Genomic DNA, 26104 nt, shown 5'->3' with positions numbered 1-26104 from the left:
TCCGGTCTACTCCCGTCCGCTGGCGGCGAACCCTAGCCCAGGCCGAGTTCGTCCTTGCCGAAGGCGAACAGGTAGGGGACGCCTGCTTCGGCTTCGATCTTTTCCTTGGCGCCGGTGTCCCGGTCCACGATCACTGCCACGGCGACGACGTTGCCGCCTGCTTTGCGGACACCCTCGACGGCGGTCAGCGCGGACCCGCCGGTAGTGGAGGTGTCCTCCAAAACCAGGACTTTGCGGCCCTCGACCGAGGGCCCCTCGACCTGGCGGCCCATGCCGTAGGACTTCTGCGCCTTGCGGACCACGAAGGCGTCCACGGGACGCCCGGCGTCGACCGCGGCGCGCATAACCGCGGTGCCCACCGGGTCGGCCCCCATCGTAAGCCCGCCGGCGCACTCGAAGTCGATCCCGGCGTCATCCATGAGCGACAGCATGACCTGGCCCACGAGTTTGGACGCCTCGTGGTGCAGCGTGATGCGGCGCAGGTCGATGTAGTAGTCAGCCTCGGCCCCGCTGGAGAGGGTGACCTTGCCACGGACGACGGCGAGCTCCTTGATCAGTTCCAGGAGGCGGGCACGGGCGGCAGCGGCGTCGGCCGCAAAGTCACTGGTGGCAGTCATGGGACCCAGTTTAGTGGCACGGCCAACCGCGTCCGGCTGACCAGCGGCCTCGAGTCGACGCCGGGGCTAAGGGTACGGCTGGGGGCGGGCTTCGGCGCGACGCGCGAACGCCGGCGCATGCTCCGGCCGCGGCCCGAAGCCGATGAGCCGGGGAATGATTCTGCGGACCGCCGGCAGGTGTCGGGCCACGAAGAGCGCAGCGGCCGGAACTCTTGTCTGTTTCCCGGCCATGACCGGACCAAAGACGGCGCGGTGCATGAGGCGCTGGGCTGACTGCACGATGACGGTGGGCAGCCGCCGTCGGCGTTCGACGGCTTGGAGGTCCGCCCTGGTGACCCGGCCGCGCAGCAGCGCGGGGGCCAGGTACTGTGCCGCCGCCGCGGCGTCCTGGATGGCGAGGTTGATGCCGACGCCGCCGGCCGGGGACATCGCATGCGCGGCGTCGCCAATACAGAGCAGGCCGTTGATATGCCACGACTGCAGCCGGTCCAAGCGCACGTCGAGCCAGTGGAGATCATCGAGCGAACCTATGGCATCAACGCGGTCTGCGAGGTCCGGGCGCAGCGCGGCGATCCGCCGTCGAAACCCCTCGACGCCCTCTGCGCGGAGTCTGGCCTCGATGCCTTTCGGGGCGAGGTATCCCATCTGGTAGTAGTCAGTACGGGTGAGGGACACCAGCGCTTCGCCGGGGCCGAACGCGGGTACCAGCCCGGCCACCTCGCCGGTTTCGGCGGGGTAGCGGGGCAACCGGAACCACCAGGTGTCGAAGGGCACCGGAAACTCCTTCGGCGCCAGCCCGGCGGCGGCGCGGAGGACGGAGTGGCGGCCGTCCGTGGCGACCACGAGGTCCGCCAGGAGTTCGTCCTGCCTGCCGTCGGGGGTCCGGAGGCGGACGCCGCGGACGCGGCCCCCGTTGCGGACCAGGCCCGTGGCCGTGTGGCTCATGAGCAGTGTGAAGGACGGCTCCTCGGCGGCGGCCGCGGCCAGGAAGTTCAGGAAATCCCACTGCGGCATCATGGCGATGTAGTTGTACGGCGGCCGCAGCGAGTCGAAGTCGCCCATGGTCACCGGCGGACCCCCGGCGACCGGGAGGACGACATTCTTGAGTCGGCTCTGCGGCAGCCGGCGGAACTCTCCGCCCAGGCCCAGCTCGTCAATCAGCCGGATTGTGGACGGGTGCACCGTGTCGCCACGGAAGTCGCGCAGGAAATCTCCATGCTTCTCCAGGACCGTCACCCGCACACCGGCCCGGGCCAGCAGCATGCCAAGCATCATGCCGGCCGGGCCGCCGCCCACCACCGCGCACCCTGTCGTCTCCATGGCCATACGCTACGCCTCCGGGGGTGCCCGCGGGAGGGGTTTTCGCGGCGGAGGCGCACCTCGCACGCCGGTGCCACGTAGGCACCGCCAGCCTCGTGCCTGCAACAGTTGAGCCCGATTGACAAGGCTGGCTAGGCTGTGAGGCATGCGTGAACTCCAGGCCAAGATCATTGAAGAAATGGGCGTGCAGCCCCGGATCGACCCGGCCGGGGAGGTGCGCAAGCGCGTCACGTTCCTGAAGGAATACCTCAAGGCGACCCACACGAAGGGGTTTGTCCTGGGTATCTCGGGCGGGCTGGATTCCTCGCTTGCCGGACGACTGGCCCAGCTGGCCGTTGAGGAACTGGCAGCCGAGGGCACGGAGGCGAACTTCGTGGCTGTGCGGCTCCCCCACGGATTCCAGCACGACGAAGAAGATGCCCAGGCGGCGCTGGACTTCATCGGCGCCACGACCGAGTGGACCTTCAACGTCGCCCCGGCGGTGGAGGGCTTCGAGGCCGAGTTCGAGAAGACGACCGGCGCGCCCGTTTCCGATTTCACCAAGGGAAACATGAAGGCCCGCTCCCGCATGATTGCCCAGTACGCCCTGGCCGGCGAGCATAACTACCTCGTCATCGGCACAGACCATGGTGCCGAATCGGTGACGGGATTCTTCACGAAATTCGGCGACGGCGGCGCGGACATACTGCCTTTGTTCGGACTCAATAAGCGCCAGAACCGCGCCCTGCTCGCCGAGCTGGGCGCCCCGGCCCGGGTCTGGGACAAGGTGCCCACCGCTGACCTGCTCGACGGTAAGCCAGGCCGCACCGACGAGGACGAGCTCGGCCTCAAGTACGACGACATCGACGACTACCTCGAAGGCCGGGACGTTGCGGACGAGGTGGCCGAGCGGATCGAGGAAAAATACCTCCGCACCCGGCACAAGCGCACGGTCCCGGTCACGCTCAGCGACACTTGGTGGATACTGTAGCCCTCCGGAAGGAACGTGATCAGTCCCGGACTTCCACGGTCCCCTTCATGCCCATGTAGTCGTGCAGGGCGCAGATGTAATCAAACTCGCCGGCCTTCGTGAAGGTCACCTTGAAGCTGCTGCCAGGCGGCATGAGGCCCGAGTTGAGGTCCCCTCCGCTGAAGTGGTCCCGGTCCCCCAACGGCGCGAGGAAATTAGCCGGTTCGGTCCCGAAAGTCACGGTATGCGGGGCACCCATGCCGTTGTTGACGAACGTCACCGACTCCCCCACCCGGATCTCGATCTTCTGCTGGACAAACCGCATCACCATTGACGTTCCGTTGTCCGTCCCGGCAATCACGGTGTGGGGGCCCGCCTGATCCCGCGCCACGTCCCACTGCCGCTCTCCGTCCCGCAGAATGGTCCGCTCGCGCTTCCCGGACTGGTGGTCGTACTGCGACTGGCTGAACGGGTACTCCGTTCCCGCCGCCCGGACATGGACCGTGCCTTTCATGGCCATGCCGTGGACCAGGCAGTAGTAGGTGAAGTCGCCCTCGTTAGCGAATGCCAGGGTGTACTTCTTGACCTGTACGAATCCGCTGTCTGACACGTTCGTCATGACGCCGGAGTTGTAATAGGAATGCCCGTCATAGTCCTTGCCGCCCATTTGGGTGACGTCGGCCGGAACGGCGGGGTTGAAAGGCTGGGTCGAATCCAGGGACTGGCCTTCCGCCAGGAACGTCACGGTATGGATCTCTGCGGAGTTGGCCCGCCAGGTGACCTTGTCACCGGCATTCACGTATATGTTTTCCGGCAGGAACGCCATGCCCTGAATGGCCTGGTCTGAGGACTCGGACCCGACCTGGACCGCCCACGTCCTGGCTGATTTTCCGCCGTCCGCGGCGGCGGCACCACTGACGGATACCGGCAGCAGGATGGCGGCGGTGAAAGCAATAAGAAGGCGCAGCAGACGCGGCGCGAGGTAGTTTTCTGCTTGACGAGTCATCAGACTCATTCCTTTGTAGCTGGAGGAAACAGCCGGGAAACCGGCTTAGGCTGTGCGTCGCCGTCGCAATTTACGACGGCGGTACGCTCCGGCCTGGACTGCGTCCGCCGTTTCTTCTTCAGCTCCAAGTCCCAGCATCAAGGCGGGGAAGTAGGTTTTGGGCAGACGCGCCGCCCGGACATTGGAGGAGGCGCGAATTCTGCGCATGCAGACCCGCGGCTGCAGTTCACATGGTTCTCCGATCCGGCCCGATTGTCGATACACCCGGCAAAACTTCCCCGCTCAGCTGCCCTGGAGCTGCAGGGAAATCCGGTGCGCCTCCTCCATCAGCAGGCGGCCCAGAAATTCGCGGCGGTCCGCACGGAAACGCGGTTCAATCCCGGTCAGTGACAGCGCCCAGGCCGGCCTGCCGCGCCGGTCGAAGACCGCGGCGCCCATCCCCCAGCTGCCTTCCAGCACCAGGCCGGGGTTGACGGAATAGCCGGTTTGCCGTGTCGTTTCCAGATTTGCGCGGACCATCTCCTCGCTGTGGCCGGCGGCAAAACTGCCGGCATGGGCGGCCCAGCCGGCCAGCAGCTCTTCCTGCTCCTCCGCCGGCAGGAACGCCATGATCGCGGTGCCGGCGGAGGCGACACCGAGCGGGAAGCGGACCCCCTCATGCAGTACGAAGGAGCGGACCGGGAAGCTGCCCTCCTCGCGCAGCAGGCACACCGTCTCGACGCCGCGGCGGATCGAGAAAAAGGCGCTCTCCCCGGTTTGCTCGGCCAGCCGCCGCAGGCTGGGGCGGGCAATGTCCTCCAGCGGGAAACGTGCCGACGCCACCGACCCCATCAGCAGGATCTCCGGGCCCAGCACCCAGTTGCCGCTGTGCGGGTCCTGGTCCAGCAGGCCCTCAGCGGCCAGAGAGCTGAGCAGCCGGTGGGCGGTGGGCCTGGTCAGCCCGGATTCGCGAACGAGTTCGACGAGCGCGGAGCCCTCCGGCTTCCGGCCGACGATCCTGAGCAGGGCCGCTACCCGGCTCACCACCTGGGCGCCCTGGACAGGGCCCTGGACGGGCATGGATTTCATCTGATCCTCACGATTCCCCGACTAATAGTCCATATTATGGACGGTGCTCAGCTTAGCGTCCACACTGTAAAAACACACGAGTGCAAGCGAAATCCAGGCGTTGACAGTGTTCCACGCCACACCATAGGCTCATTTCTCAGACGGACAGTCCACAAAGTGGATTGCAGATGTGGGCAGCTAAAAATGCTCAATGAGGAGATGCAGATGTCAAAGGTTAAATCCGGCGCGGCTGCCGCGCTGCAGGACGTGCTGCAGGACGGCATGACCCTCGCGGTCGGCGGCTTCGGCCTCAGCGGAATCCCAGCGGACCTGATCGAGGCCGTGAGGGACTCCGGCGTCAAGAACCTCACGGTCGTCTCCAACAACATGGGCGTGGACGGCAAGGGCCTCGGCGTGCTGATCGAGGCGGGCCAGGTCCGCAAGGTCATCGCCTCCTACGTCGGGGAAAACAAGCTCTTCGCCGAGCAATACCTCGCCGGCAAACTCGAGGTCGAGTTCACCCCGCAGGGCACCCTCGCCGAACGCCTCCGCGCAGGCGGGGCCGGTATCCCGGCGTTCTATACCAAGACCGGCGTCGGCACCCTGGTCGCCGAAGGCAAACCGCTGGCGGAGTTCGACGGCGAGACCTACGTCCAGGAACGCGCCATCAAGGCCGACGTCGCTTTGGTGCACGCGCACACCGCCGATACCGACGGCAACCTGATCTACCGCTACACCGCGCAGAACTTCAACCCGGTGGTCGCCACAGCCGGCGCCGTCACCGTCGCGGAGGCCGAGGTGATCGTAGAACCGGGCCAGCTGGACCCGAACCACATCGTCACCCCCGGAGTCTTCGTCCAACGCCTGGTCCAGGCCAGCGACCGGATCAAGGACATCGAACAGCGCACCGTCCGGCCCCGCGCCGAAGCGATCGAAACGAGCGACGCGGCCGATGCCGCGTCCGTCGTCGCCGTCTAAATCCGGCCTGAGCGCCGCCCCACAAACTGTCAGGAGAAACACCATGGCTTGGACCCGGAATGAAATGGCTGCCATCGCGGCCGAAGAACTCAACGACGGCGATTACGTCAACCTCGGCATAGGCATCCCCACGCTGGTCGCCAACAACCTGCGTGAGGGCGTCCGCGTCGTGCTGCAGAGCGAGAACGGCCTGCTCGGCATGGGCCCATTCCCGTTCGAGGGCGAGGAGGACGCCGACCTGATCAACGCCGGAAAGCAGACCGTCACGGTGCTGCCCGGCGGCAGCATCTTCGACTCCGCCACCTCTTTCGGCATGATCCGCGGCGGTCATGTCAAGGTCGCTATCCTGGGCGCCATGCAGGTCTCCGGAGACGGCGACCTCGCCAACTGGACCATCCCCGGCAAGATGGTCAAGGGCATGGGCGGGGCCATGGACCTGGTCGCCGGAACCCCCCGCGTCCTGGTCCTCACCGAGCACAACGCGAAGGACGGAACCGCCAAGATCGTCAAGGAATGCACCCTTCCGCTGACCGGGTTGAGCTGTGTGGATCGCATCATCAGCGACCTTGCGGTGTTCGATCTGGCGAAGCCGGAACACGAAACAGGCGCCGGCCGCCGGCTCACGCTCACGCGCCTCGCCCCCGGCGTCACAGTGGCGGAGATCCGCGAGAAGACGGAGGCGGAGTTCGACGTCGACCCCTCCCTCGAGGGCAGCAGCCTGGAAGGAGCCAGGGCATGAGCCTGAAGGACCAGTTCGGCAAGGATGTGCTGCTCACCGGCTGGGGCCACAGCCGGTTCGGCAAACTCACGGAGGAGACCCTCGAGTCCCTGATCGTGCAGGTCGCGACCGAGGCGATCGGCAACGCCGGGATCGAAGCGGGCCAGATCGACGAGATCTACTTGGGCCAGTTCAACTCCGGCATGATGCCGCTGGCCTTCCCCTCCTCGCTGGCGCTCCAGGTCTCCGAGCAGCTGGCCAACGTGCCGTCCACTCGGGTGGAAAACGCCTGCGCGTCCGGCTCGGCCGCGTTCCAGCAGGGCACCAAATCGCTGCTGGCGGGAACCGCCAGGACGGTCCTGGTGATCGGCGCCGAGAAGATGACCCAGGCCGGCGCCGACGTCGTGGGCGCCGCGCTGCTCGGCGCGGACTACGACATGGCCGGCAAGCCCTCCACCACCGGGTTCACCGGGCTGTTCGCCGAGGTGGCCAAACACTACGAGAAACGCTACGGCGCCGGCGCTGGGAACCTGGGGGACGTCCTCGGCACCATCGCGGCGAAGAACCACCGCAACGGCGTGGACAACCCTTACGCACAGCTCCGCAAGGACCTCGGCGAGGCGTTCTGCCAGACGGTCTCGGAGAAGAACCCGATGGTCGCCGATCCGCTGCGCCGTACCGACTGCTCGCCGGTCTCGGACGGCGCCGCCGCCGTCGTGCTCAGCGTTGCCCCCACCGGCGGCGCCACCGCGCCGGTCCGCCTCGCCGGCTTCGGCCAGGCGAACGACTTCTTCCCGGCCGACCGCCGCGACCCGACCGCCTTCGCCGCGACCCGCGTCTCCTGGCAGCGAGCCCTGGGCATGGCCGGCGTCGGGCTGGAAGACCTGGACTTCGCCGAGGTGCACGACTGCTTCACGATCGCCGAACTGCTGATGTACGAGGCGATGGGTCTGACCGAACCGGGCCAGGGCGCCCGGGCGGTCCAGGAAGGCTGGGTCTTCAAGGACGGCAAGCTCCCCATCAACGTCTCGGGCGGGCTCAAGGCCAAGGGCCACCCGGTCGGCGCCACCGGCGTGTCTCAGCACGTCGTCGCCGCGATGCAGCTCACGGGCACGGCCGGCGCCATGCAGCTGGCCGCCCCGCGCCGCGCCGCGGTGCAGAACATGGGCGGCGTCGGCATCGCGAACTACGTCAGCGTGCTCGAAGCGCTCTGAGAAGCAACGCGAGGTTAGGAGTAGTCGTTGTAGAAGCCGCGGCCGCTCTTGACTCCCAGCCAGCCCTTGTTGATGTATTCCTGCAGCATGGGGGCCGACTTGTTCTCGACCCCGGCCAGCTCGCAGTAATGGTTTTCGATGTCCAGGACGACGTCCAGGCCCACCTCGTCCATGAATCGGAACGGGGTGGTTTCGGACTTGAAGATATCGGAGAAGAGGGCGTCCACGTCCTGCGGGTCCGCGACGCCCTCGGCGACGACCTGCAGGGATTCACGCTTGATCGCGGCCCAGATCCTGTTGAAGATGAAGCCGGTGCTCTCCTTGCGCACCAGGTGCGGTTTCAGCGCGTACTTGGGCAGCTGGGCCATGAGCAGTTCGATGACCCGCGGATCGGTGTGGCCGCTGGACATCAGCTCCACCGAACGCACCGCCGGCGGCATGTAGAAGTGCATGTTCAGGACACGCTCCGGGCTGCTCACGCCGCCGATAAATTCGGAGGAGGCAAACGAGGAGGAGTTGCTGGCCAGCACGGCGTCCGGGGCTGCCAACTGGTCAAGGTCAGCGAAGATCGCCTGCTTGAGCCCAAGCTTCTCCGGGACTGCCTCGACCACGAGCCACGAATCCCGGAGGGCGTCGGCGAAATCGTCCTTCGCCGCGAGCCGGACCGCCGGAGTGCCGCCGAGCTCTTCCACGGCGCGGTGGCGCTGCGTCGCGATGAACTCCACGGCGGCCTTGGCCACGGCGAGGTCCGTGTCGTAGACGCGGACTTCGCCGCCTTGGAGCGAAAGCATCAAGGCGATGCGCCGGCCCAGGGTGCCGCCGCCGATGACGGTGATGGGCCGGTCCCCGATGTTGGCGTGGGGCGTGTAAGTCATATGGATTCCTTTCAGGAGGCGGCTGATGGTTCAGCTGCCAGATGAGGGCGGTTCGTGCGCGTGCCCTTGGCGATCAATACAAGGACAGGGACGGCAGCGAGCACAAGGGCCACCCCGCAGATCAGGCAAGTGTTCTAAACTCGATCCCAGCCCATCCACCACCATGCGAGGAGCCCCCATGCGCGCCACCATCATCCACGGCCCCGGCGACATCCGAGTCGAAGACCGCGACTACCCCACCATCCAGCAGCCTACTGACGTGGTCGTGAAGGTCACCGCCGCCTGTGTCTGCGGCTCCGACCTGTGGCCCTACCGCGGAGTGCGCCCCACCCACAAGCCCTCCGCGATCGGCCACGAATTCATCGGCCTGGTCGAAAGCATCGGCGACGCGGTGACCGAATTGGCCGTGGGCGACCTGGTAATTGCACCGTTCGTGGTCAGCTGCGGAAAATGCCCGCAGTGTCTCAACGGCGTGACCGTGGCTTGTGACCACCTGGCCGGCTGGGGCGGCAAGGACGACGCCGGACTGCCGATCGACGGCGGCCAGGGCCACGCGGTCCGCGTTCCGCTTGCCGAGTCCACCCTCGTCAAGGTGCCGGGCATCACCGATCCCGACGACGCCCTCCGCGCCAGCCTGCTCACGCTCTCCGATGTGATGGCCACCGGCCACCACGCGGCCCTCGCCGCGCAGGTGGGCCCGGGCCGGACCGTCGTGGTCGTCGGTGACGGCGCCGTCGGCCTCTGCGGCGTGCTCGCCGCCAAGCGGCTGGGTGCGGAGCGGATCATCGCAATGTCCCGGCACGCCGACCGGCAGGCCATCGCCCGGGAGTTCGGCGCCACGGACATCGTGGCCGAACGCGGGGAGGACGGCGTCGCTAAGGTCCGGGAACTGCTCGGCGGGGTGTTGGCCGATTCCGTACTGGAATGCGTTGGCACCCAGGAATCGATGGACCAGGCGCTGCACAGCGTCCGCCCGGGCGGCGCCCTCGGCTTTGTGGGCGTGCCGACCGGCGCCGGCGGTGTTCCGCTGCGCTACCTCTTCGACACCAACATCAGCATCGGCGGCGGCATGGCCCCGGCCCGGACCTACATCCCGGAGCTGCTCGCCGACGTGCTTGACGGCACCATCAACCCGGGCCGTGTGTTCGACGTCGTTATGCCGCTTGAGGAGGCGGCCGAAGCCTACCGGGCAATGGACGAACGGCGCGCCATCAAGGTCCTGCTGACCCCCTGACCGGACATCCCGGGCGGCCCCCGGGCGCCAGCCGCGCGGCTGGCACCCGGGGCGGCCGCGGCGGGCCGCCCCGGGGCTTTCGCGAACTCTTGCACCGCCGCGGGAGCGGGTCTAGCGTGATGCGCATCAGCACCCGCAGCCCTCAAGGAGCCGTCATGGCCAGGTTTGTGCAGATCATCGAATACCAGTCCTCCCGCATCGACGAGATCGAGGCCCTCGGCAGACCCTCCCGGACCGAAGGGGAGACCACGCCGACATTCCGCCGGATCCTGAACACGGCGGACCGCGACCGGCCCGGGACGTACCTCACCATTGTCGAATTCGACTCGTACGAATCGGCCATGGAAAATTCGCGGCGGCCGGAGACCTCCGAGTTCGCGGCGCAGATGGCCGCGCTGTGTGATTCTCCTCCGGTGTTCCGCAATTTGGACCTGCAGTGGGAGGACACCGGTGACGGCACGACCGCCTAGGCGGTAGGCGATGCGCTCGGACCCGGATGTCTCCCCGCCCGACGGCGACGCGCCCGACGGCTCCCCGCCCGACGGCTATGTGTTGGACCTTGCCCGGGCCGGCTCCGAGTCCCTGCGGCTGGTCGGCGGCAAGGCCCTGAACCTCGGGAAGCTCATCGCGGCGGGCTTTCCCGTGCCGCAGGGCTTTTGCCTGACCACAGACGCGTACCGTCTGGCGGCGCCCGCGGACCTGGACGTAATGGCCGCCCGCGGGCTGATCCTCGCCACGGCGGTGCCGCCCGACGTCGAGGCTGCCGTCCGGGCGGCCTACGCGGCGCTGGGCCCACAGCCGGCCGTGGCGGTACGCTCGTCCGCCACCGCCGAGGACCTGCCGTTCGCCAGCTTCGCCGGCCAGCAGGATTCGTACACCGGCGTCACCGGCGCGGATGCCGTCATCGATGCCGTCCGCCGCTGCTGGGCGTCGCTGTGGAGCGACCGGGCCGTGGCCTACCGTTCCGCCAACGGAATCAGCAACCGCGAGGTGGGGCTCGCCGTCGTCGTCCAGGTCATGGTGGACGCCGCCGCCGCCGGCGTGCTGTTCACGGCCAACCCGGTGACGGGTACACGGACCGAGACAGTGATCAACGCCAGTCCCGGGGCGGGGCAGGCCGTGGTGTCCGGCGCCGTGAATCCGGACCAGTTCACCGTGGACACGGCGACGGCAACGGTCGTTCGCCGCGTCCCCGGGGACGACAATCCGGTGCGGGGCTGGAGCCTGAACGACGCCGAAATTACCGAGTTAACCCACTTGGGCGACGCCGCCCAAGACCTTCTTGGCATGCCGCAGGATGTGGAGTGGGTCCTCGACGCCGGTGGGAAAGCCTGGCTGACGCAATCCCGCGCAATCACCACCCTGTATCCGTTGGACGATCCGTTCTCCGGTGGACCGTCCGCGATCGGCGCCGATCCTTCCGCCGGAGTCCGGGTCTATCTGTGCGGAACGCTAATGCAGGGGCTGACGCGCCCGATGACGCCGATGGGGCTTACGGCACTCGGCCTGGTGGGAAACCGGAAAGGCCCCTGGCGCTACGTCAATCCCGGGCTGAGGATGTATGTGGATATAACGCCGGCCGTGCGGAACAAATGGGGCCGGCGCTACCTGGCGCGGATCCTGCCGCTGGCGGACGGCAGATCGGCCGCCGTCTTTCCCGAGCTGCTGGCCGACCCGAGGTTCGCGGTCATGAAGCGACCCCGGAAGGACACGCTCGAGGCACTGAAGGCCGGCCGCAGAGAGCGGTCCCGCAACCCGGCGCCGGGCGCCGGACCGGGAATCTTCCTGCGGCTGCTCCCGTCGCTCATCGGGGCCGCGCTCCGGCCCCACGCGGAGCTCCGCCGGGCCGAGGCCTACGGACAGCGCCTCGAAGCAGAGTTGCTGCTGTCAGAGCCGGCGTCCGCCGTGCAGCGCCTCGACTACGCCGAGCAGCTCCTGAACCGGAAGGTCGACGGGCTGATGCGCGCCACCCTGGCCGGACCGTCCGTGGGCTACATCATGCTGGCGGTGGGCCGCCGGTTGCTGCGCGGCATCGCAGCTCCCCGCGAGCTCGAGGCGGTCCTGCGCGGACTGCCGCACAATGTGACCACCGAAATGGACCTGGTTCTCTGGCAACTGGCGGTCCGCATCGGCGCCGATCCGGCGTCTCGGGACGCATTCCTGTCGCAGGACCCGGACCGCCTCGCGGCCGCCTACCGGGCCGGCACGCTCCCCGTGGCGGCGCAGGCCGGGGTTCAGGATTTTCTGGCCAGGTACGGCCACCGCGCGGTGGCTGAGATCGATCTCGGCATGCCGCGCTGGTCCGAAGATCCGGACCACATCCTCGGCATGATCTCCAACTACCTGCGCGTGGATGACCCTGAGCTGGCACCGGACCGGCAGTTCCGCCGGGCGGCCGAGCATGCAGAGCACAGGATCCGGAGCCTGGTGGACCTAGCCGGCGCCCGCAGCCGATGGCGCGCGCGGCTGCTCGAACGCTGCCTGCGGCAGGTCCGGGAACTGTCGGGCCTGCGCGAACTGCCCAAGTTCCATGTGGTGAAAATCCTCGGCGAAATGCGCCGCCAGTTGCTGCTGGTCGGCGCCGAACTGGTGCGCGCCGGCGTCGTAGCGGCCGCCGGAGATGTGTTCTTCCTCGACTTCGACGAGCTCCGCGTGGGCCTCCGCGGAGCCGAAATGCAGGGCCTCGTTGCCCGCCGCCGCCGCTTGTACGACGTCGAACTCCGGCGCCGCCGCATCCCGCGACTGCTGCTCTCCGACGGGACCGACGTCGAAGCCGCCATGATGGCGCCGGCCCCCTCGACCGGTGCCCTGGCCGGGACGCCGGCGTCGGCCGGCACCGCCACGGGGACAGTCAGGGTGATCCTGGACCCGGTGGGCGCGCGCCTGGAGCCCGGGGAAATCCTGGTGGCGCCCTCCACAGACCCCGGCTGGACCCCGCTCTTCATGACGGCCGGCGCCCTGGTCATGGAGATGGGCGGCGTCATCTCGCACGGCGCCGTGGTGGCGCGCGAGTACGGGATCCCCGCCGTGGTGGGCGTGCCGGACGCCACCGTCAGGCTCCGCACCGGCCAGCGCGTCACCGTGGACGGCGCCGCCGGAACCATCCGCGAGGTGCCCGGCTGGGGCCCGATCACGGCCCTCCGGAACCCCCTGCCTCAGCGTCATCAGGATTAACTCCAGCGCTTAGACCCTTGCACCCGAGGCCGCCGCCCCGTACGTTGGGGACAGCGGACGAATGTCTCCGCAGCCGTTGGCCTCCGTGGCCGTCGGAGATCAGCAGCGTTTCAGAAGGATAATGGCATGGCTACAGGCACAGTTAAATGGTTCAACGCCGAAAAGGGTTTTGGCTTCATTGCCCCGGATGACGGGTCAGCCGACGTTTTCGCCCACTACTCGGCAATCGCCTCCAGCGGCTACCGCTCGCTGGACGAGAACCAGAAGGTCGAGTTCGACGTCACCCAGGGCCCGAAGGGCCCGCAGGCTGAGAACATCCGCCCGCTCTAGACTTTCAGGAAAGCCCGGCCTGCCGGAAAACTTCTCCTAGAAGACACAGCAGCCCCTCCGGAATTTTCCGGCGGGGCTGCTGCTGCGTTCCGAGCCTTGCGCCCCGACAGCCCGGGCTACACTTGGCCGAAGATCCATTCCTCCGGAAGCAGTCCTTGATGGTCGAACAACTGATGGCCTTTGCCTTGACCTGTGTTGTCGTGGTCGTCGTCCCCGGCCCTGATTTTGCGCTCGTGTTGAAGAACGCCCACGGCGGCCCCGGGTCAGCGGCATCAACGGCGATCGGGATCATGGTCGGCAACACAATTCTTGCCCTGCTGGCAGTGCTCGGTATCACGGCGCTCTTAGGGGCTTCAGAAATACTCGGCGCCGCGATCAGGATCGCCGGTGCCGCCTACTTGCTGGTCCTTGGGATTAGCGCCCTCCGGGAGGCCTTTGGGCGTCCCCGCAGTCAGCCGGCGGCGGCCGAACCCAGGCTGCGGCTGGGCGGAGGGTCCCCGTTCCTGCAAGGGATGGTGAGCAACTTGCTCAACCCCAAGGTCGCCGTCTTCTATCTGTCCCTTTTCCCGCAGTTCAATCTCGGCCCGCTCCCTCCTCTGGAGCAGCACGCTTTGATGGCCGGCATCTTTCTGCTCACCGCGTTGGCGTGGTACATCCTGCTGGTACAGGCGCTGAAGAAGGTCTCCACGGCGCTGGCCCGTCCGCAGGTGAAACGGATCGTCACCGGCGGATCCGGTACCGTCCTGGTCGGGGTTGGCGGGACAATCCTGACCAAATCCCTGATGTCCGCTTAGAGGGCCACGATTTGCCGGCCGCTGCAGCCGGCGCGCCCGTCGGGAATTGCCACTGGCTCCTCCGCTCCGGGTGAGCGGGATCCAGCGAGTGCCCCGCGTCGTGCACATTAGGATTACGCAAACTTTGGGCCCTCATGCGTAAGGAATTCGTTAGGGCCCGTTCCGCTGAGACCCGGCGGGTGGTGTCATGAAGGAAGAGGACCCTGCGGCTACCGTGGCGGCAGTCCGGTCCTCGGCAGGAGCCAACCACAATGAACACCACCCCCCGCCCGCAACCGGACACGCCAGGCAGTCCGGCGAGCGCCGGTGACATCCGTGATTTCGTCGCCGTCGATGACAGCGGGGACTTTTCCTTTCACCGGTCCGAACAGGATCTTTTGGCGGCCTTTGAGTACGTCGCGGAAGCTGCGTGCATCATCGACCGCAGCGGCGGCGCCTACCGCCTGGCCCTCGATCCGAACCGTCACCTGATTCTTGCCCCCTCGCTCGGACCAGTGGAGTTCCACTGGCTCCGCCAGGCATGGCTGGACGCCCAAAATGCCCACCCCGAATCCCACCGGCTCCGGCGCTTTTTTCCCATCACTCTGGTACAGGTGGTGTCGGCACTATTCGAAACTCTCACCCTTGAGCACGGGCCGGGGGCAGCCGCAGGTTCATGGACTCTCGAGATGAACGGCAGCGCATCACACCCAGCGAACCTGGATGRCATCGACCGGATGCTCGCACACCAGGACCTTACGAAGCATGTCCGCGTGAAGGACCCCTTCGGACACACCTACCGGCCGGTGCGGCACCGCAGGCACTGGTACCTGCCCGAATCCGCGGGATCCAACCTCTATATGGAAATCCCGGCCACGGCCGTGTCTACCTGACGAAAACGCCAACTCGGAGCTGCGGCCCGGCCCCTGCATCGATCAGGCGTTAAGGATCCATCAAGATCGGCGCAGGACTGCGATCAACGCGAGAAGCCGCTGTTAGTGTCGCAGTGGACGCGATGGCTGGCATCGTGTGGAGAGGCACGAATGACCACGATGAGCAGGCCGCCGGCGGATCCTTCGGCCGCACGCCCGGCCGCCGGTGACAACTTCAAGAGCTGGCTGCTGTTCGGACTTCAGGATGCCAAGGGCTCCCATCAGGGGCCCGGAGCGGTGGGCGACTCGCACCTGAAGAAGCATCAGTGGTGGCAGGTGATGTGCCTGACCGGCGTCGACTACTTCTCCACCCTCGGGTACCAGCCGGCCATCGCCGCCCTGGCCGCAGGCGTGATCTCCCCGCTGGCGACCATGGTCCTAGTGGCTGTCACCCTGCTGGGCGCACTCCCGGTCTACCGCCGCGTGGCCGGCGAAAGCCACCGCGGCGAAGGGTCCATCGCCATGCTGGAACGCCTGATGCCGCGATGGGGCGGAAAACTCTTCGTCCTGGTCCTGCTGGGCTTCGCCGCGACGGACTTCATGATCACCATGACGCTATCGGCAGCCGATGCCACCGCCCACGCGCTCCAGAACCCGTTCACCCCGGGCTGGTTGCAGGGCCAGAACATCCCGGTCACGCTCTTCCTGCTCGCGATGCTGGCCGCGGTGTTCCTGCGCGGATTTAAGGAGGCAATCGGCGTCGCCGTCGTCCTGGTGGGGCTCTACCTTGGACTGAACGTCATCGTGGTCGTGACCACAATCCTCGAGGTCATGGGCCGCCCGGTCGCCGTCGGGGACTGGTGGCAGGCCCTGTCCACCTCCCACGGCAACCCGCTGATGGTCGTAGGCATCGCCTTGCTGGTGTTCCCCAAACTCGCCCTTGGCCTCTCCGGATTCGAAACCGGTGTGGCCGTGATGCCGCAGATCAAGGGCCGCCCTGGTGACACTGAAGAGCACCCTGCGGGCCGGATCGACGGCGCCCGCCGACTCCTAACAACCGCCGCCGTTATCATGAGCGCCTTCCTCATCACCACCAGTTTCACCACGGTGATCCTGATACCGGAGCAGGAATTTCAGCCGGGCGGCCAGGCCAATGGCCGGGCTCTGGCGTTCCTCGCCCACGAGTATCTCGGCACCGGCTTCGGCACGGTCTATGACATCAGCACTATCGCCATCCTGTGGTTCGCCGGCGCCTCCGCCATGGCGGGGCTGCTGAACCTCGTGCCCCGGTACCTGCCCCGCTACGGCATGGCCCCGGGGTGGGCCCGGGCCGTCCGCCCCCTGGTGCTGGTATTCACCCTCATCGGATTCCTGATCACCTGGCTGTTCAACGCCGACGTCGATGCTCAGGGCGGGGCCTACGCCACAGGCGTCCTGGTGCTGATGACCTCCGCCGCGGTGGCCGTGACATTTTCCGCGCGGCGGGGAAAGCAGCACAAGCGCACAGTCGGTTTCGGTGTCATCGCCGTCGTGTTCATTTACACCACCGTAGCCAACGTCATTGAACGGCCCGAAGGCATCCGGATCGCGGCTTTCTTCATCGTCGGAATCATCGTGATTTCGCTGCTTTCACGAATCCGGCGTTCCTTTGAACTCCACGCCACCCATGTCCATCTGGACCGGCAGGCGCTGGAGTTCGTCTCCGAGGTACTCGACGGACCTCTGGGCATCATCTCCCATGAACCTCTCCGCCTCACCGCGGAGGCGTACCGGAACAAGCTGGACTCTGCCATCGAGGTCAGCCACCTGCCCCTGGACCAACAAGCGTTGTTTCTGGAAGTGATCGTGGACGATTCCTCCGACTTCGAAACCGAGCTCGAAGTGAAGGGCGTAACCCGGCACGGGTACCGGATCCTGGAAGTGCACGGGCCGGTCGTGCCGAACACCATCGCTTCCGTGTTGCTCCATATACGGGACGTCACCGGGCTGATGCCGCACATCTACTTCCGCTGGACCGAAGGAAACCCCGTCACCAACCTGCTGCGCTTCCTCGCCTTTGGGGAAGGCGAGATCGCACCCGTCACCCGCGAAGTGCTCCGCGAAGCCGAACCCGATGTAACCAGACGCCCCTGGGTCCACGTCGGCTGATCGCTCCCGGGCCCTCTGTGCCGCCGACTTCTGTTGCCGGGCCCCGCCACTTTCCGCGCGCGTTAGGGCGGCGTCAAGGTCGTCCCACAAGGTGTTAAGAATCCATCAGGAACCGGCTATTCGACTCTGGAGGGGAGTTGACTGTCTGTAGTCCCGCAAACGGGGCGCAGACGAAAGGAACCTGCAATGGCCGATCTGGCTGTTATCGGAATCCTCATGGTATCCATGGGGTTCGTCATGTGGATTGGCCACATCCTGGCCGGGATGGTCGGCGCGGCCGGGGACCGGCCCGAGGGCGGGCGATGAGCGCCGACGCGATCATGTGGCTTGTCCTGCTGTTCGCCGGGCTGGCCCTTTTCGGCTACCTGCTCGCGGTCCTGATCCACCCGGAAAAGTGGTGAGCGGATCATGAGTTTCAACACCGTGTCGTTCGTTGTCCAAGCGGGCACAATTGTCATTGTCCTGGCCGCCATCCACAAACCCTTCGGGATCTACCTGGCCAGGGTCTTCGAGGGCACGGCCTCCAGCCGGCCCGAACGTCTGTTCTACCGGCTCTCCGGGGTTGACGCCGCCACCGACCAGACTTGGGCGGTGTACCTGCGCAGCGTGCTGGTGTTCTCCGCCGTCTCGATCCTGGCCGTGTTCGGCCTGCAGCGGTTCCAGGGCGTCCTGCCGGGCAGCGGATCGCTGCCCGGCGTTGACCCATGGGTGGCCATGAATACGGCGATTTCCTTCGTGACCAACACGGACTGGCAGACCTACGTACCCGAGACGACAGTCGGGATCTTCGTACAGATGACCTCGCTGGCCGTGCAGAACTTCCTCTCCGCCGCGGTCGGCATCGTCGTCGTCGTCGCTCTCATCCGGGGCATTGCCCGCACCAGGACGCAGCGGCTGGGCAATTTCTGGGTGGACCTGGCCAGGACCTCCTTCCGGATCCTGCTGCCGATCGCGTTCGTCGCGGCAGTGGTGCTGGTCCTTGGCGGCGTGGTGCAGAATTTTTGGCCGACCAACCTCACCAACCAGGTTTCCGGGGTCAGCCAGAGCATTCCCGGCGGACCTGTCGCGTCCCAGGAAGCCATCAAGGAACTCGGGACCAACGGCGGCGGCTACTTCAATGCCAACTCCGCCCACCCGTTCGAGAACCCCAATGCCTTCACCAACCTCTTTGAGGTAATCCTGCTCCTGCTCATCCCCTCGGCGCTCCCCTACGCCTTCGGCCGGATGGTCGGGGACCAGAAACAGGGCTACACGGTCGCCGCTGTCATGGGCACCCTGTGGCTGGCATCGGTTTCCCTGATGGGTTGGGCCCTCTCCACCGGCCAGGGAACCGCGACGACGGCGGCCGGCGGACTGGGCGAGGGCTTTGAACAGCGCTTCGGCCCCGCGCCAAGCGCGATCTTCGCCACCTCCACCACGCTGACCTCCACCGGGGCGGTCAACGTCGCCCACGATTCGCTGCCGCCGCTGGCTGGCGGGGTGGCCATGGTCAACATGATGCTCGGCGAAATCGCCCCCGGCGGGACCGGATCCGGGCTCTACGGCATGCTGATCCTGGCCATCATTTCCGTGTTCATCGCCGGCCTCATGGTCGGGCGCACCCCCGAGTACCTGGGCAAGAAGATCGGCCCGATGGAAATGAAGCTGGCCGCGATGTACATCCTCGTCACCCCGACCGTTGTCCTGGCCCTGTCCGGCATCACCGTCCTGTTACCGGATGCCATGGCAAACGCACCAGCCACGGGGCCGCACCAGTTCAGCGAAGTGCTCTACGCCTTCACCTCCGGGGCCAACAACAACGGCTCCGCTTTCGGCGGCATCACCACGTCGGGGCCCTTCCTATCCACAATGATGAGCCTGGCGATGCTCCTGGGCCGCTTCCTCCCGATTGTCCTGGTGCTCGCTCTCGCCGGCTCCCTCGCCCGACAGGGCAAGATTCCCGTCTCCGCCGGCACCGTCCCCACCCACGGCCCGCTGTTCACCGGATTGCTGCTCGGCGTCACAGTGATCCTGACCGCTCTGAGCTATTTTCCGGCCGTCGCCCTTGGACCCCTTGCAGAAGGACTCGTCAAATGACCCCGTCCCGGACGGACACCGCCGCCCAAACCTACGCCGACGGCAACCCGCTCGGCACCCCCGGCGAACACAAACACCACACCAAAGCCCCGGCGAAACTGACGCTCGCGTCCGTCGCCGCGGCGCTGCCGCTGGCCGTAAGGAAGCTCGCGCCCCGGCAGATGGTCCATTCCCCGGTCATGTTCACCGTATTGGTGGGGGCGGCCCTATGCACGGCGATTTCCCTGTACCAGCCTTCAGTCTTCGGCATCGCCGTCACCGCGTGGCTGTGGCTCACCGTCCTCTTCGGCACTCTGTCCGAGGCCATCGCCGAGGGCCGCGGCAAAGCCCAGGCTGACAGCCTCCGCGCCAGCCGCAAGGGTGTGATGGCCCGGCTCCGGTTGCCCGACGGCACTACCAGGGACGTCCCGGGGACGGAGCTGAGGCTCAATGACGTTGTAGTCTGCGAAGCCGGGGATGTCATCCCCTCGGACGGCGAAATCATCGAAGGCCTGGCCAGCGTCGATGAATCGACCATCACCGGCGAATCGGCGCCTGTCATCCGCGAATCCGGCGGCGACCGCTGCTCCGTCACCGGCGGCACGAAGGTCCTCTCGGACCGGATCGTTATCCGGATCACAGCGGCCCCCGGCGAGACGTTCATTGACCGAATGATCAAGCTGGTCGAGGGCGCAGTCCGGCAGAAGACCCCCAACGAGATCGCGCTTCACGTGTTGCTCGTATCCCTGACCATCGTGTTCCTGGCCGTGAGCATGTCGCTGGCCCCGTTTGCCGCCTTGGCCGGCGCCACGCCGTCCCCGATCGTGCTGGTGGCCCTGCTGGTCTGCCTGATCCCCACCACCATCGGCGCGCTGGTCCCGGCAATCGGCATCGCCGGGATGGACCGGCTGGTCCAGCACAACGTGCTCGCCACCTCCGGCCGCGCCGTGGAAACCGCCGGAGACATCACCACCCTCCTGCTCGACAAGACGGGGACCATCACGTACGGCAACCGCCGCGCCGTCAATTTCTTCCCCGCCGACCATGTCGAGCGGACCCGGCTCATCGAAGCGGCCCGGGTCTGCAGCCTGGCCGACGACACCCCCGAGGGCCGTTCGATCGTGGACCTTGCCGCCGACAAGGGCGTAACGGGGCAGGATCTGGCCACCCTTGAACGCAGCTCTGGCGATTTTGCGGTGGTTGCGTTCAGCGCCAGCACGCGCATGAGCGGGCTGGACCTGGACGGGCTCCAAATCCGAAAAGGCGCAGCCTCCGCGGTGATGGCATTCGTTGCCGAATACGGCGGACACTCCCCGGCGGAGGTCGACCACAGGGTCAACGAAATTTCCGCCCAGGGCGGCACACCTCTGCTCGTCGCCCAGGTGGGCAAGGATGGCCGCGCGGACATCCTGGGAACCATCCACCTCGCCGACGTCGTCAAACCCGGCATGCACGCCCGCTTCGCCGAACTGCGGCAAATGGGCATCCGGACCGTGATGATCACCGGCGACAACCCCATCACCGCCAAGGCCATAGCCGCCGAGGCCGGGGTGGACGACTTCCTGGCCGAAGCAACTCCGGAGGACAAACTCGCGGTCATCAAAAAGGAACAGGCCGCAGGCCGGCTCGTGGCCATGACCGGAGACGGCACCAACGACGCCCCGGCCCTGGCCGCGGCCGACGTCGGCGTCGCCATGAACTCCGGCACCCCGGCCGCCAAGGACGCCGCCAACATGGTGGACCTCGACTCCGACCCCACCAAGCTCATCAACATCGTCGGCATCGGCAAGCAGCTCCTCATCACCCGCGGCGCCCTGACCACGTTCTCGGTGGCCAACGACGTCGCCAAGTACTTCGCGATCGTCCCGGCCCTCTTCACGGCCACCTTCCCCGGGCTCGGGCTGCTGAATATCATGGGCCTCGCCACACCGTCCTCAGCCATCCTCTCGGCGGTGATCTTCAACGCCCTGATCATCATCGCCCTGGTGCCGCTCGCGCTCCGCGGCGTCAAATACCGTGCCGTGTCCGCCAACCAGGCACTGGCCCGGAACCTGTTGATCTACGGGCTCGGCGGGCTCATCGCCCCCTTCATCGGCATCAAGATCATCGACCTCCTGATCTCCCTCATCCCCGGAATTGGCTAGGAGCGTCCCATGAACATTCTCACCGGCTACCTCCGACAGCTCGGAACAGCCGTCCGGTTCCTGCTTTTCGCCACGATCGTCCTTGGCGTGGCCTATCCCTTGGCCGTATTCGGCGTCGGGCAGCTGATCGCCCCCCACCAGGCCAACGGCTCCATCATCAAGGACAGCGCCGGCGCGCCGGCGGCCTCCGCCCTGATCGTCCAGGCCTCCGCCAACGATGCGGGAGCCCAGGACCCTCGGTGGTTCCACGCCCGGCCTTCCGCCGTCAAGTGGGACCCGGCGTCGTCCTCGGCGTCGAATCTGGGCCCCAACGATCCGACACTGCTCGCCGCCGTGGCCGCGAACCGGGCCGCCGTCGCCGCCGCCGAACGGGTCAGCGAGGCCGAGGTGCCCGCAGACGCCGTGACGTCCAGCGGGTCAGGACTGGACCCTGACATCTCCCCTGCGTACGCCCGGCTTCAGGTTCCGCGGGTGGCGGCGGCACAGGGCCTGAGCACCGACGTCGTCGGGTCGCTGGTCGGCCGGCACACCAGCGACGGCCTTGAGGCCTTCCTCGGCCAGCCATCCGTCAATGTGACCGCCTTGAACCTCGATGTGGCCGCTGCCGCCCAGGCGTCGAAGTCGCCGCGATCCAAGTGAAAGAATGACGGCATGGCACGTGGAACGCTGCGCATCTTCCTAGGGGCAGCGCCTGGGGTCGGCAAGACCTACGAGATGCTCGAAGAAGCGCATCGGCTGGGCAAGCGCGGGACGGACGTCGTCGTCGCGTTCGCCATGGACCACGGGCGCAGCGAAACGCGCGCGCTCCTGGACGGTCTCGAAGTCATCCCGCCCAAGCGCCTGCCCTACCGGGGTACTGCGTTTGAAGAGATGGACCTGGACGCCGTCCTGGCCCGGGCACCGGGCACCGCGGTGGTGGACGAATACGCCCACTCCAACATCCCCGGCAGCCGCAATCCCAAACGCTGGCAGGATGTCGACGCGCTGCTGGACGCGGGGATCGACGTCCTGTCCACCGTCAATATCCAGCATCTCGCATCCCTGGGCGACGTCGTCAGCGCCATCACCGACGTCCACCAAGCGGAGACGGTCCCTGACGATGTCGTCCGCCGGGCGGACCAGATCCACCTCGTGGACATCTCCCCCGAACTGCTCCGCCAGCGTCTGGGCGACGGGAAGATCTACGCGCCCGAAAAGATCGACGCCGCCCTCTCGAACTACTTCCGGCTGGGCAACCTCACCGCCTTGCGGGAGCTGGCGCTCCTGTGGCTGGCGGACCGTGTGGACGAGGGCCTGGCCAAATACCGGGCCGAAAACGGCATCGAGGAAAGCTGGCCGGCCCGCGAGCGCATCGTGGTGGGACTGACCGGCGGCCCGGAAGGAGACGTCCTCATCCGACGGGGCGCCAGGATCCTCAACCGGGTCAACGGTGGTGACCTGCTGGCGGTGCATGTCCGGGTGGCGGACGGGGTGGCCAACGAGTCCCCGCAGGCGCTCGAAGCCCAACGCCATTTGATCCAGGACCTCGGCGGCAGCTACCACATTGTGACCGGCGAGGATCCTGCGGCCGCGTTGCTGGACTTCGCCCGCAGCGTCAACGCTACCCAAATCGTCGTGGGAATCTCCCGGCGTAACAAGGTGTCCGCCCTGCTGGAAAACCTTCTTGGCGGAGGCGTCGGCACGCGGGTGGTCCGGGATTCCGGCGACATCGACGTCCACATGGTCTCGCACCCGCTCGGAGGGCGTGGCTCGCGACCATCCCGGCAACGGGATCTCGGCCGTGTCCGGGTGACGGTGGGATTCGCCCTGGCCGTCGTGCTCCCGGCCGTCCTGCAGCTCTTCCTGCTGTTCCTCAACCCGGGACGGAACGTTGCCACCGTGATGCTGGTGCAGCTTAGCGGGTCGATTGCCGTAGCCCTCGTCGGAGGCCTCTGGCCTGCCATCCTCGCCGCGCTCTGGAGCAGCCTCCTGGTGAACTACTTCTCTACCCCGCCCCTCGGCAACTTGACTATCAGGGATCCGCAGAACTTCCTCGCCCTGCTGGTGTTCGTGGGCGTTTCGGCAGCCGTTGCGGTCGTCGTCGACCTTTCTGCCCGCCGTTCCAAGGAGGCGGCCCGAGCCCGTGCCGAGGCCACGACGCTGGGTGATTTGACCCGCGGCGCCGCCGGGTCGGAGGACACCGTCCAGGCGCTGTTGGAGCAGGCGCTGGACGTCTTCCAAGTCAGGGGCACCGCGTTGTTCACCCGTGAGTCCGACGGCGGTGCCGGCACCGCGGGCGCGGGCAGCGGACCACCATGGCGGTTGCTCGCCACGGCGGGCGAGGTCCCGGCTGATGTGGAGGGAGTGCGGGGCGGCGACGCAAGGGGTGAGAACGTCGAGGAGATCGATGCCTCCACGCGCGTGGTGCTGTTCGGGCGGATCCTGCCGGCGAGTGACCGGCGACTCTTGGGGGTCTTTGGCGTCCATTTGGCGGCCCAGCTTGAGCGCCAGCAGCTCGTTGCCAGCCGCCGGGAGATGCTGCGCCTGGCCGAGAGCAACACGATGCGGACCTCCATCCTGCGCGCCGTATCCCACGACCTGCGCACCCCGCTGGCCGGGATTAAGCTCGCCGTCGGCGGCCTTCGCCATGACGGCACCCGGTACACGCCGGATGAGCAGCAGGAGCTGCTGGCAACGATCGAGGAGTGCTCGGACCGCCTGGACGCCCTTGTCGGCAACCTGCTGGACATGTCCCGGATCACCTCGGATGCCGTGAATCCATTGCTCAGGCCGGTGCGCTGGTTCGAGGTGATCCCGGCAGCCCTCAGCGCCGTCCCAGAGGGCACGGTTCGGGTGGACATGCCCGCCAACATGCCCGAGATCGAAGCGGACCCGGGAATGCTGGAAAGGGTCATCGCGAACATCGTCGAAAACGCGGTGAAATACGCCCCGGATTCAGATATTGTCCTGGTAGGGACGGCCGGCGGCCTCAGCCCAACGATTCTCGACCGGCGTCCTGCTGGCGAGTTGCGGATCATCGACCACGGCCGGGGCGTCCCGGCGGAGAGGGTGGTCGAGATGTTCCGTCCGTTCCAGCGGCTCGATGACACGCAGCAGACCACCGGGATCGGACTCGGACTGGCCGTCGCGAAAGGATTCACCGAAGCCATGGGCGGAAGCCTGGCCGCGGAGGAGTCACCAGGTGGCGGATTGACCATGGTCATCCGGCTTCCCCTGACCGCCGGCACGCCCTTCGACGCACGCCGTGCCCAAGCCCCGGTGGAGCCCCAGTCGGTCCTCGGGCGCCGCCGCCATACACTGCCGCTCACGCCCGGGCCGGACGCCGGATGACCGCCGTCCTGGTGGTCGATGATGACCCGCACCTGCTGAGGGCGCTCCGCATCACGCTCAAGGCCCACGGCTACGACGTGACGACCGCGGCGGACGGCCGTTCCGCCCTGCTGACGGCATCCCAGCGCCCCTTGGCGCTGATCATCCTGGACCTAGGGCTGCCCGACATCGACGGCACCACGGTCCTTCGCGAACTCCGCACCTGGAGCCGGGTACCCGTGCTGGTGTTGTCCGCCCGTCACGGTTCCGAAGACAAAGTCGAGGCCCTCGACGCCGGCGCCGACGACTACATCACGAAGCCGTTCGGGCTGGACGAACTGCTGGCCCGGCTGCGGGCACTCCTGCGCCGCAGTGTTGACCCGGATCCCGAACCGGTGGTCACAACAGATGAGTTCACCGTGGACCTCGGCAAGCACCGCGTCACGCGCGACGGCGAGGACGTCCGCCTGACCCCGACCGAGTGGAACATCCTGGCGGTGCTGGTCCGGAACCCGGAGAAGCTGATCACCCAGCAGCAGCTGCTCTCCGAGGTGTGGGGCCCGGCCTACGCCAAAGAAACCAATTATCTCCGCGTGTACATGGCGCAGCTGCGCCGCAAGCTCGAGCCGGACACCGGCAATCCACGGCACCTGCTCACCGAAGCCGGGATCGGCTACCGCTTCCTGCCCTGAGCCGACCGCGGCGGGTGGGTAGGATGCCGGGCATGAATGAGAAGGAAATTCTGCACCGCTACCTGCGCCTCCGCCGGACAGAACTGCTGGCCAAGCTCGACGGCCTGGACGAGTACAACGTCCGCCGGCCGCTGACGCCCACCGGAACCAACCTGCTGGGCCTGATCAAGCATGTGGCCAGCGTAGAGATCGGCTACTTCGGCGAAGTGTTCGGCCGGCCCCACGGCCAGCCGCTGCCCTGGCTCGAAGACGACGCCGAACCGGATGCCGACCTGTGGGTCACCCCGGACGAGACCCGGGACCAGATCGTGGCACTGCACCGCACCGCACCGCGGCCGCCCTCAGCGACGCCACCATCGACGCGCTTCCGCTCGACGCCGAAGGCGTGGTGCCCTGGTGGCCGGCGGAGCGCCGCCGGGTCACCCTGCAGCAGATCCTCGTTCACATGTGCGTCGAAACGGCCCAGCATCTGGGCCATGCGGACATCCTGCGCGAGCTCATCGACGGGACAGCCGGGAAGGGCCCCGGCGACCCAAACCTGACGCCGCGTACGGCCGAGGATTGGGCTGCGCACCGGGCAAGGATCGAGGCGGCTGCCCGAGCGGCTTCCCCGGTTTCCCGTCCGGCGTCGCCACAATAGATACTGTGG

22 protein-coding genes and 1 pseudogene are annotated in these 26104 nt (G+C 67.1%); 18 read left to right on the top strand and 5 right to left on the bottom strand.

From position 1 onward, the window contains the following. Positions 1-32: 32 nt before the first annotated feature. Complete coding sequence (pyrE, locus tag AC1DGI_RS00840; RefSeq protein ID WP_476897404.1) at positions 33-617, bottom strand: orotate phosphoribosyltransferase; 585 nt, start codon at positions 615-617, stop codon at positions 33-35. Between the two features lie 66 nt (positions 618-683). Then, the gene (locus AC1DGI_RS00835; protein ID WP_476897403.1) at positions 684-1937 is read right to left on the bottom strand and encodes an FAD-dependent oxidoreductase; all 1254 of its coding nucleotides are present in this window, start codon (positions 1935-1937) and stop codon (positions 684-686) included. 145 nt (positions 1938-2082) lie between these two features. On the opposite strand from AC1DGI_RS00835, the gene nadE reads away from it, so the two are divergent. Further along, entirely contained in the window at positions 2083-2907 is an 825-nt protein-coding gene (gene nadE, locus AC1DGI_RS00830; protein ID WP_441402980.1) for an ammonia-dependent NAD(+) synthetase, read from the top strand. Between the two features lie 19 nt (positions 2908-2926). Here nadE and AC1DGI_RS00825 read toward each other — a convergent pair whose 3' ends face one another. Together AC1DGI_RS00825 and AC1DGI_RS00820 are read right to left on the bottom strand one after the other, a co-directional pair. Further along, positions 2927-3892, bottom strand: a complete 966-nt coding sequence (locus tag AC1DGI_RS00825) for a plastocyanin/azurin family copper-binding protein (RefSeq protein WP_476897402.1) — start codon at positions 3890-3892, stop codon at positions 2927-2929. A 282-nt stretch (positions 3893-4174) separates the two neighbouring features. Next, on the bottom strand, positions 4175-4960 hold the full coding sequence (locus tag AC1DGI_RS00820) for an IclR family transcriptional regulator (protein ID WP_476897401.1): 786 nt from the start codon (positions 4958-4960) through the stop codon (positions 4175-4177). A 204-nt stretch (positions 4961-5164) separates the two neighbouring features. On the opposite strand from AC1DGI_RS00820, the gene AC1DGI_RS00815 reads away from it, so the two are divergent. From AC1DGI_RS00815 to AC1DGI_RS00805, 3 genes are read left to right on the top strand one after another with little or no spacing between them, the layout of a single operon-like run. Further along, positions 5165-5917: a CoA transferase subunit A gene (locus AC1DGI_RS00815; RefSeq protein WP_476897400.1), complete on the top strand. Its 753-nt coding sequence runs from the start codon at positions 5165-5167 to the stop codon at positions 5915-5917. Between the two features lie 43 nt (positions 5918-5960). Continuing rightward, positions 5961-6656: a CoA transferase subunit B gene (locus tag AC1DGI_RS00810; protein ID WP_476897399.1), complete on the top strand. Its 696-nt coding sequence runs from the start codon at positions 5961-5963 to the stop codon at positions 6654-6656. Next, positions 6653-7849: an acetyl-CoA acetyltransferase gene (locus AC1DGI_RS00805; protein ID WP_476897398.1), complete on the top strand. Its 1197-nt coding sequence runs from the start codon at positions 6653-6655 to the stop codon at positions 7847-7849. Before AC1DGI_RS00810 ends, AC1DGI_RS00805 begins: the two co-directional genes overlap by 4 nt. A gap of 14 nt (positions 7850-7863) precedes the next feature. Here AC1DGI_RS00805 and AC1DGI_RS00800 read toward each other — a convergent pair whose 3' ends face one another. After that, positions 7864-8724 carry a 3-hydroxyacyl-CoA dehydrogenase family protein gene (locus AC1DGI_RS00800; protein WP_441400583.1) on the bottom strand — a complete coding sequence of 287 codons (861 nt, stop codon included), beginning with the start codon at positions 8722-8724 and terminating at the stop codon, positions 7864-7866. Positions 8725-8902: 178 nt separating this feature from the next. Between AC1DGI_RS00800 and AC1DGI_RS00795 the strand changes: the two genes are divergently transcribed. The 14 genes and pseudogenes from AC1DGI_RS00795 (at position 8903) to AC1DGI_RS00730 (ending at position 26095) form a co-directional block, all read left to right on the top strand. Next, positions 8903-9958, top strand: a complete 1056-nt coding sequence (locus tag AC1DGI_RS00795) for a zinc-dependent alcohol dehydrogenase family protein (RefSeq protein WP_476897397.1) — start codon at positions 8903-8905, stop codon at positions 9956-9958. Between the two features lie 155 nt (positions 9959-10113). Beyond that, the gene (locus tag AC1DGI_RS00790; RefSeq protein WP_476897396.1) at positions 10114-10428 is read left to right on the top strand and encodes a hypothetical protein; all 315 of its coding nucleotides are present in this window, start codon (positions 10114-10116) and stop codon (positions 10426-10428) included. A gap of 10 nt (positions 10429-10438) precedes the next feature. Next, the gene (locus AC1DGI_RS00785) at positions 10439-13132 is read left to right on the top strand and encodes a PEP/pyruvate-binding domain-containing protein (RefSeq protein ID WP_476897395.1); all 2694 of its coding nucleotides are present in this window, start codon (positions 10439-10441) and stop codon (positions 13130-13132) included. Positions 13133-13258: 126 nt separating this feature from the next. Beyond that, positions 13259-13462, top strand: a complete 204-nt coding sequence (locus tag AC1DGI_RS00780; protein WP_013599688.1) for a cold-shock protein — start codon at positions 13259-13261, stop codon at positions 13460-13462. 158 nt (positions 13463-13620) lie between these two features. Then, positions 13621-14256: a LysE family translocator gene (locus tag AC1DGI_RS00775; protein WP_441400574.1), complete on the top strand. Its 636-nt coding sequence runs from the start codon at positions 13621-13623 to the stop codon at positions 14254-14256. Between the two features lie 251 nt (positions 14257-14507). After that, complete coding sequence (locus tag AC1DGI_RS00770; RefSeq protein ID WP_476897394.1) at positions 14508-15128, top strand: hypothetical protein; 621 nt, start codon at positions 14508-14510, stop codon at positions 15126-15128. A 150-nt stretch (positions 15129-15278) separates the two neighbouring features. After that, a complete protein-coding gene (locus AC1DGI_RS00765; RefSeq protein WP_476897393.1) occupies positions 15279-17255 on the top strand; it encodes an APC family permease in 1977 nt (658 codons plus the stop codon). A gap of 302 nt (positions 17256-17557) precedes the next feature. Next, positions 17558-17656 (top strand): potassium-transporting ATPase subunit F, encoded by a 99-nt coding sequence (locus AC1DGI_RS00760; RefSeq protein ID WP_476897392.1) that lies wholly within the window; start codon positions 17558-17560, stop codon positions 17654-17656. A gap of 7 nt (positions 17657-17663) precedes the next feature. After that, positions 17664-19331: a potassium-transporting ATPase subunit KdpA gene (gene kdpA, locus AC1DGI_RS00755; RefSeq protein ID WP_476897391.1), complete on the top strand. Its 1668-nt coding sequence runs from the start codon at positions 17664-17666 to the stop codon at positions 19329-19331. Beyond that, positions 19328-21454: a potassium-transporting ATPase subunit KdpB gene (gene kdpB, locus AC1DGI_RS00750; RefSeq protein ID WP_476897390.1), complete on the top strand. Its 2127-nt coding sequence runs from the start codon at positions 19328-19330 to the stop codon at positions 21452-21454. Before kdpA ends, kdpB begins: the two co-directional genes overlap by 4 nt. A 9-nt stretch (positions 21455-21463) precedes the next feature. Beyond that, positions 21464-22093, top strand: coding sequence for a K(+)-transporting ATPase subunit C (kdpC, locus tag AC1DGI_RS00745; RefSeq protein ID WP_476897389.1), 630 nt, complete (start codon positions 21464-21466; stop codon positions 22091-22093). A gap of 12 nt (positions 22094-22105) precedes the next feature. Further along, entirely contained in the window at positions 22106-24784 is a 2679-nt protein-coding gene (locus tag AC1DGI_RS00740; RefSeq protein ID WP_476897388.1) for a DUF4118 domain-containing protein, read from the top strand. Then, positions 24781-25455: a response regulator gene (locus AC1DGI_RS00735; protein WP_476897387.1), complete on the top strand. Its 675-nt coding sequence runs from the start codon at positions 24781-24783 to the stop codon at positions 25453-25455. The genes AC1DGI_RS00740 and AC1DGI_RS00735 overlap by 4 nt, the downstream gene beginning before the upstream one ends. 32 nt (positions 25456-25487) lie before the next feature. After that, a pseudogene (locus AC1DGI_RS00730) lies at positions 25488-26095 on the top strand (DinB family protein). Positions 26096-26104: the final 9 nt, after the last annotated feature.

This window comes from Arthrobacter sp. 05N428_2 (assembly GCF_056397065.1).
This window is presented reverse-complemented; position numbering and strand designations above follow the sequence as displayed.

Excerpts from the sequence above, each read along its gene's own strand:
- pyrE (WP_476897404.1), bottom strand. The coding sequence starts at position 617 with ATGACTGCCACCAGTGACTTTGCGGCCGACGCCGCTGCCGCCCGTGCC.
- AC1DGI_RS00835 (WP_476897403.1), bottom strand. The coding sequence starts at position 1,937 with ATGGAGACGACAGGGTGCGCGGTGGTGGGCGGCGGCCCGGCCGGCATG.
- nadE (WP_441402980.1), top strand. The coding sequence starts at position 2,083 with ATGCGTGAACTCCAGGCCAAGATCATTGAAGAAATGGGCGTGCAGCCC.
- AC1DGI_RS00825 (WP_476897402.1), bottom strand. The coding sequence starts at position 3,892 with ATGACTCGTCAAGCAGAAAACTACCTCGCGCCGCGTCTGCTGCGCCTT.
- AC1DGI_RS00820 (WP_476897401.1), bottom strand. The coding sequence starts at position 4,960 with ATGAAATCCATGCCCGTCCAGGGCCCTGTCCAGGGCGCCCAGGTGGTG.
- AC1DGI_RS00815 (WP_476897400.1), top strand. The coding sequence starts at position 5,165 with ATGTCAAAGGTTAAATCCGGCGCGGCTGCCGCGCTGCAGGACGTGCTG.
- AC1DGI_RS00810 (WP_476897399.1), top strand. The coding sequence starts at position 5,961 with ATGGCTTGGACCCGGAATGAAATGGCTGCCATCGCGGCCGAAGAACTC.
- AC1DGI_RS00805 (WP_476897398.1), top strand. The coding sequence starts at position 6,653 with ATGAGCCTGAAGGACCAGTTCGGCAAGGATGTGCTGCTCACCGGCTGG.
- AC1DGI_RS00800 (WP_441400583.1), bottom strand. The coding sequence starts at position 8,724 with ATGACTTACACGCCCCACGCCAACATCGGGGACCGGCCCATCACCGTC.
- AC1DGI_RS00795 (WP_476897397.1), top strand. The coding sequence starts at position 8,903 with ATGCGCGCCACCATCATCCACGGCCCCGGCGACATCCGAGTCGAAGAC.
- AC1DGI_RS00790 (WP_476897396.1), top strand. The coding sequence starts at position 10,114 with ATGGCCAGGTTTGTGCAGATCATCGAATACCAGTCCTCCCGCATCGAC.
- AC1DGI_RS00785 (WP_476897395.1), top strand. The coding sequence starts at position 10,439 with ATGCGCTCGGACCCGGATGTCTCCCCGCCCGACGGCGACGCGCCCGAC.
- AC1DGI_RS00780 (WP_013599688.1), top strand. The coding sequence starts at position 13,259 with ATGGCTACAGGCACAGTTAAATGGTTCAACGCCGAAAAGGGTTTTGGC.
- AC1DGI_RS00775 (WP_441400574.1), top strand. The coding sequence starts at position 13,621 with ATGGTCGAACAACTGATGGCCTTTGCCTTGACCTGTGTTGTCGTGGTC.
- AC1DGI_RS00765 (WP_476897393.1), top strand. The coding sequence starts at position 15,279 with ATGACCACGATGAGCAGGCCGCCGGCGGATCCTTCGGCCGCACGCCCG.
- AC1DGI_RS00760 (WP_476897392.1), top strand. The coding sequence starts at position 17,558 with ATGAGCGCCGACGCGATCATGTGGCTTGTCCTGCTGTTCGCCGGGCTG.
- kdpA (WP_476897391.1), top strand. The coding sequence starts at position 17,664 with ATGAGTTTCAACACCGTGTCGTTCGTTGTCCAAGCGGGCACAATTGTC.
- kdpB (WP_476897390.1), top strand. The coding sequence starts at position 19,328 with ATGACCCCGTCCCGGACGGACACCGCCGCCCAAACCTACGCCGACGGC.
- kdpC (WP_476897389.1), top strand. The coding sequence starts at position 21,464 with ATGAACATTCTCACCGGCTACCTCCGACAGCTCGGAACAGCCGTCCGG.
- AC1DGI_RS00740 (WP_476897388.1), top strand. The coding sequence starts at position 22,106 with ATGGCACGTGGAACGCTGCGCATCTTCCTAGGGGCAGCGCCTGGGGTC.
- AC1DGI_RS00735 (WP_476897387.1), top strand. The coding sequence starts at position 24,781 with ATGACCGCCGTCCTGGTGGTCGATGATGACCCGCACCTGCTGAGGGCG.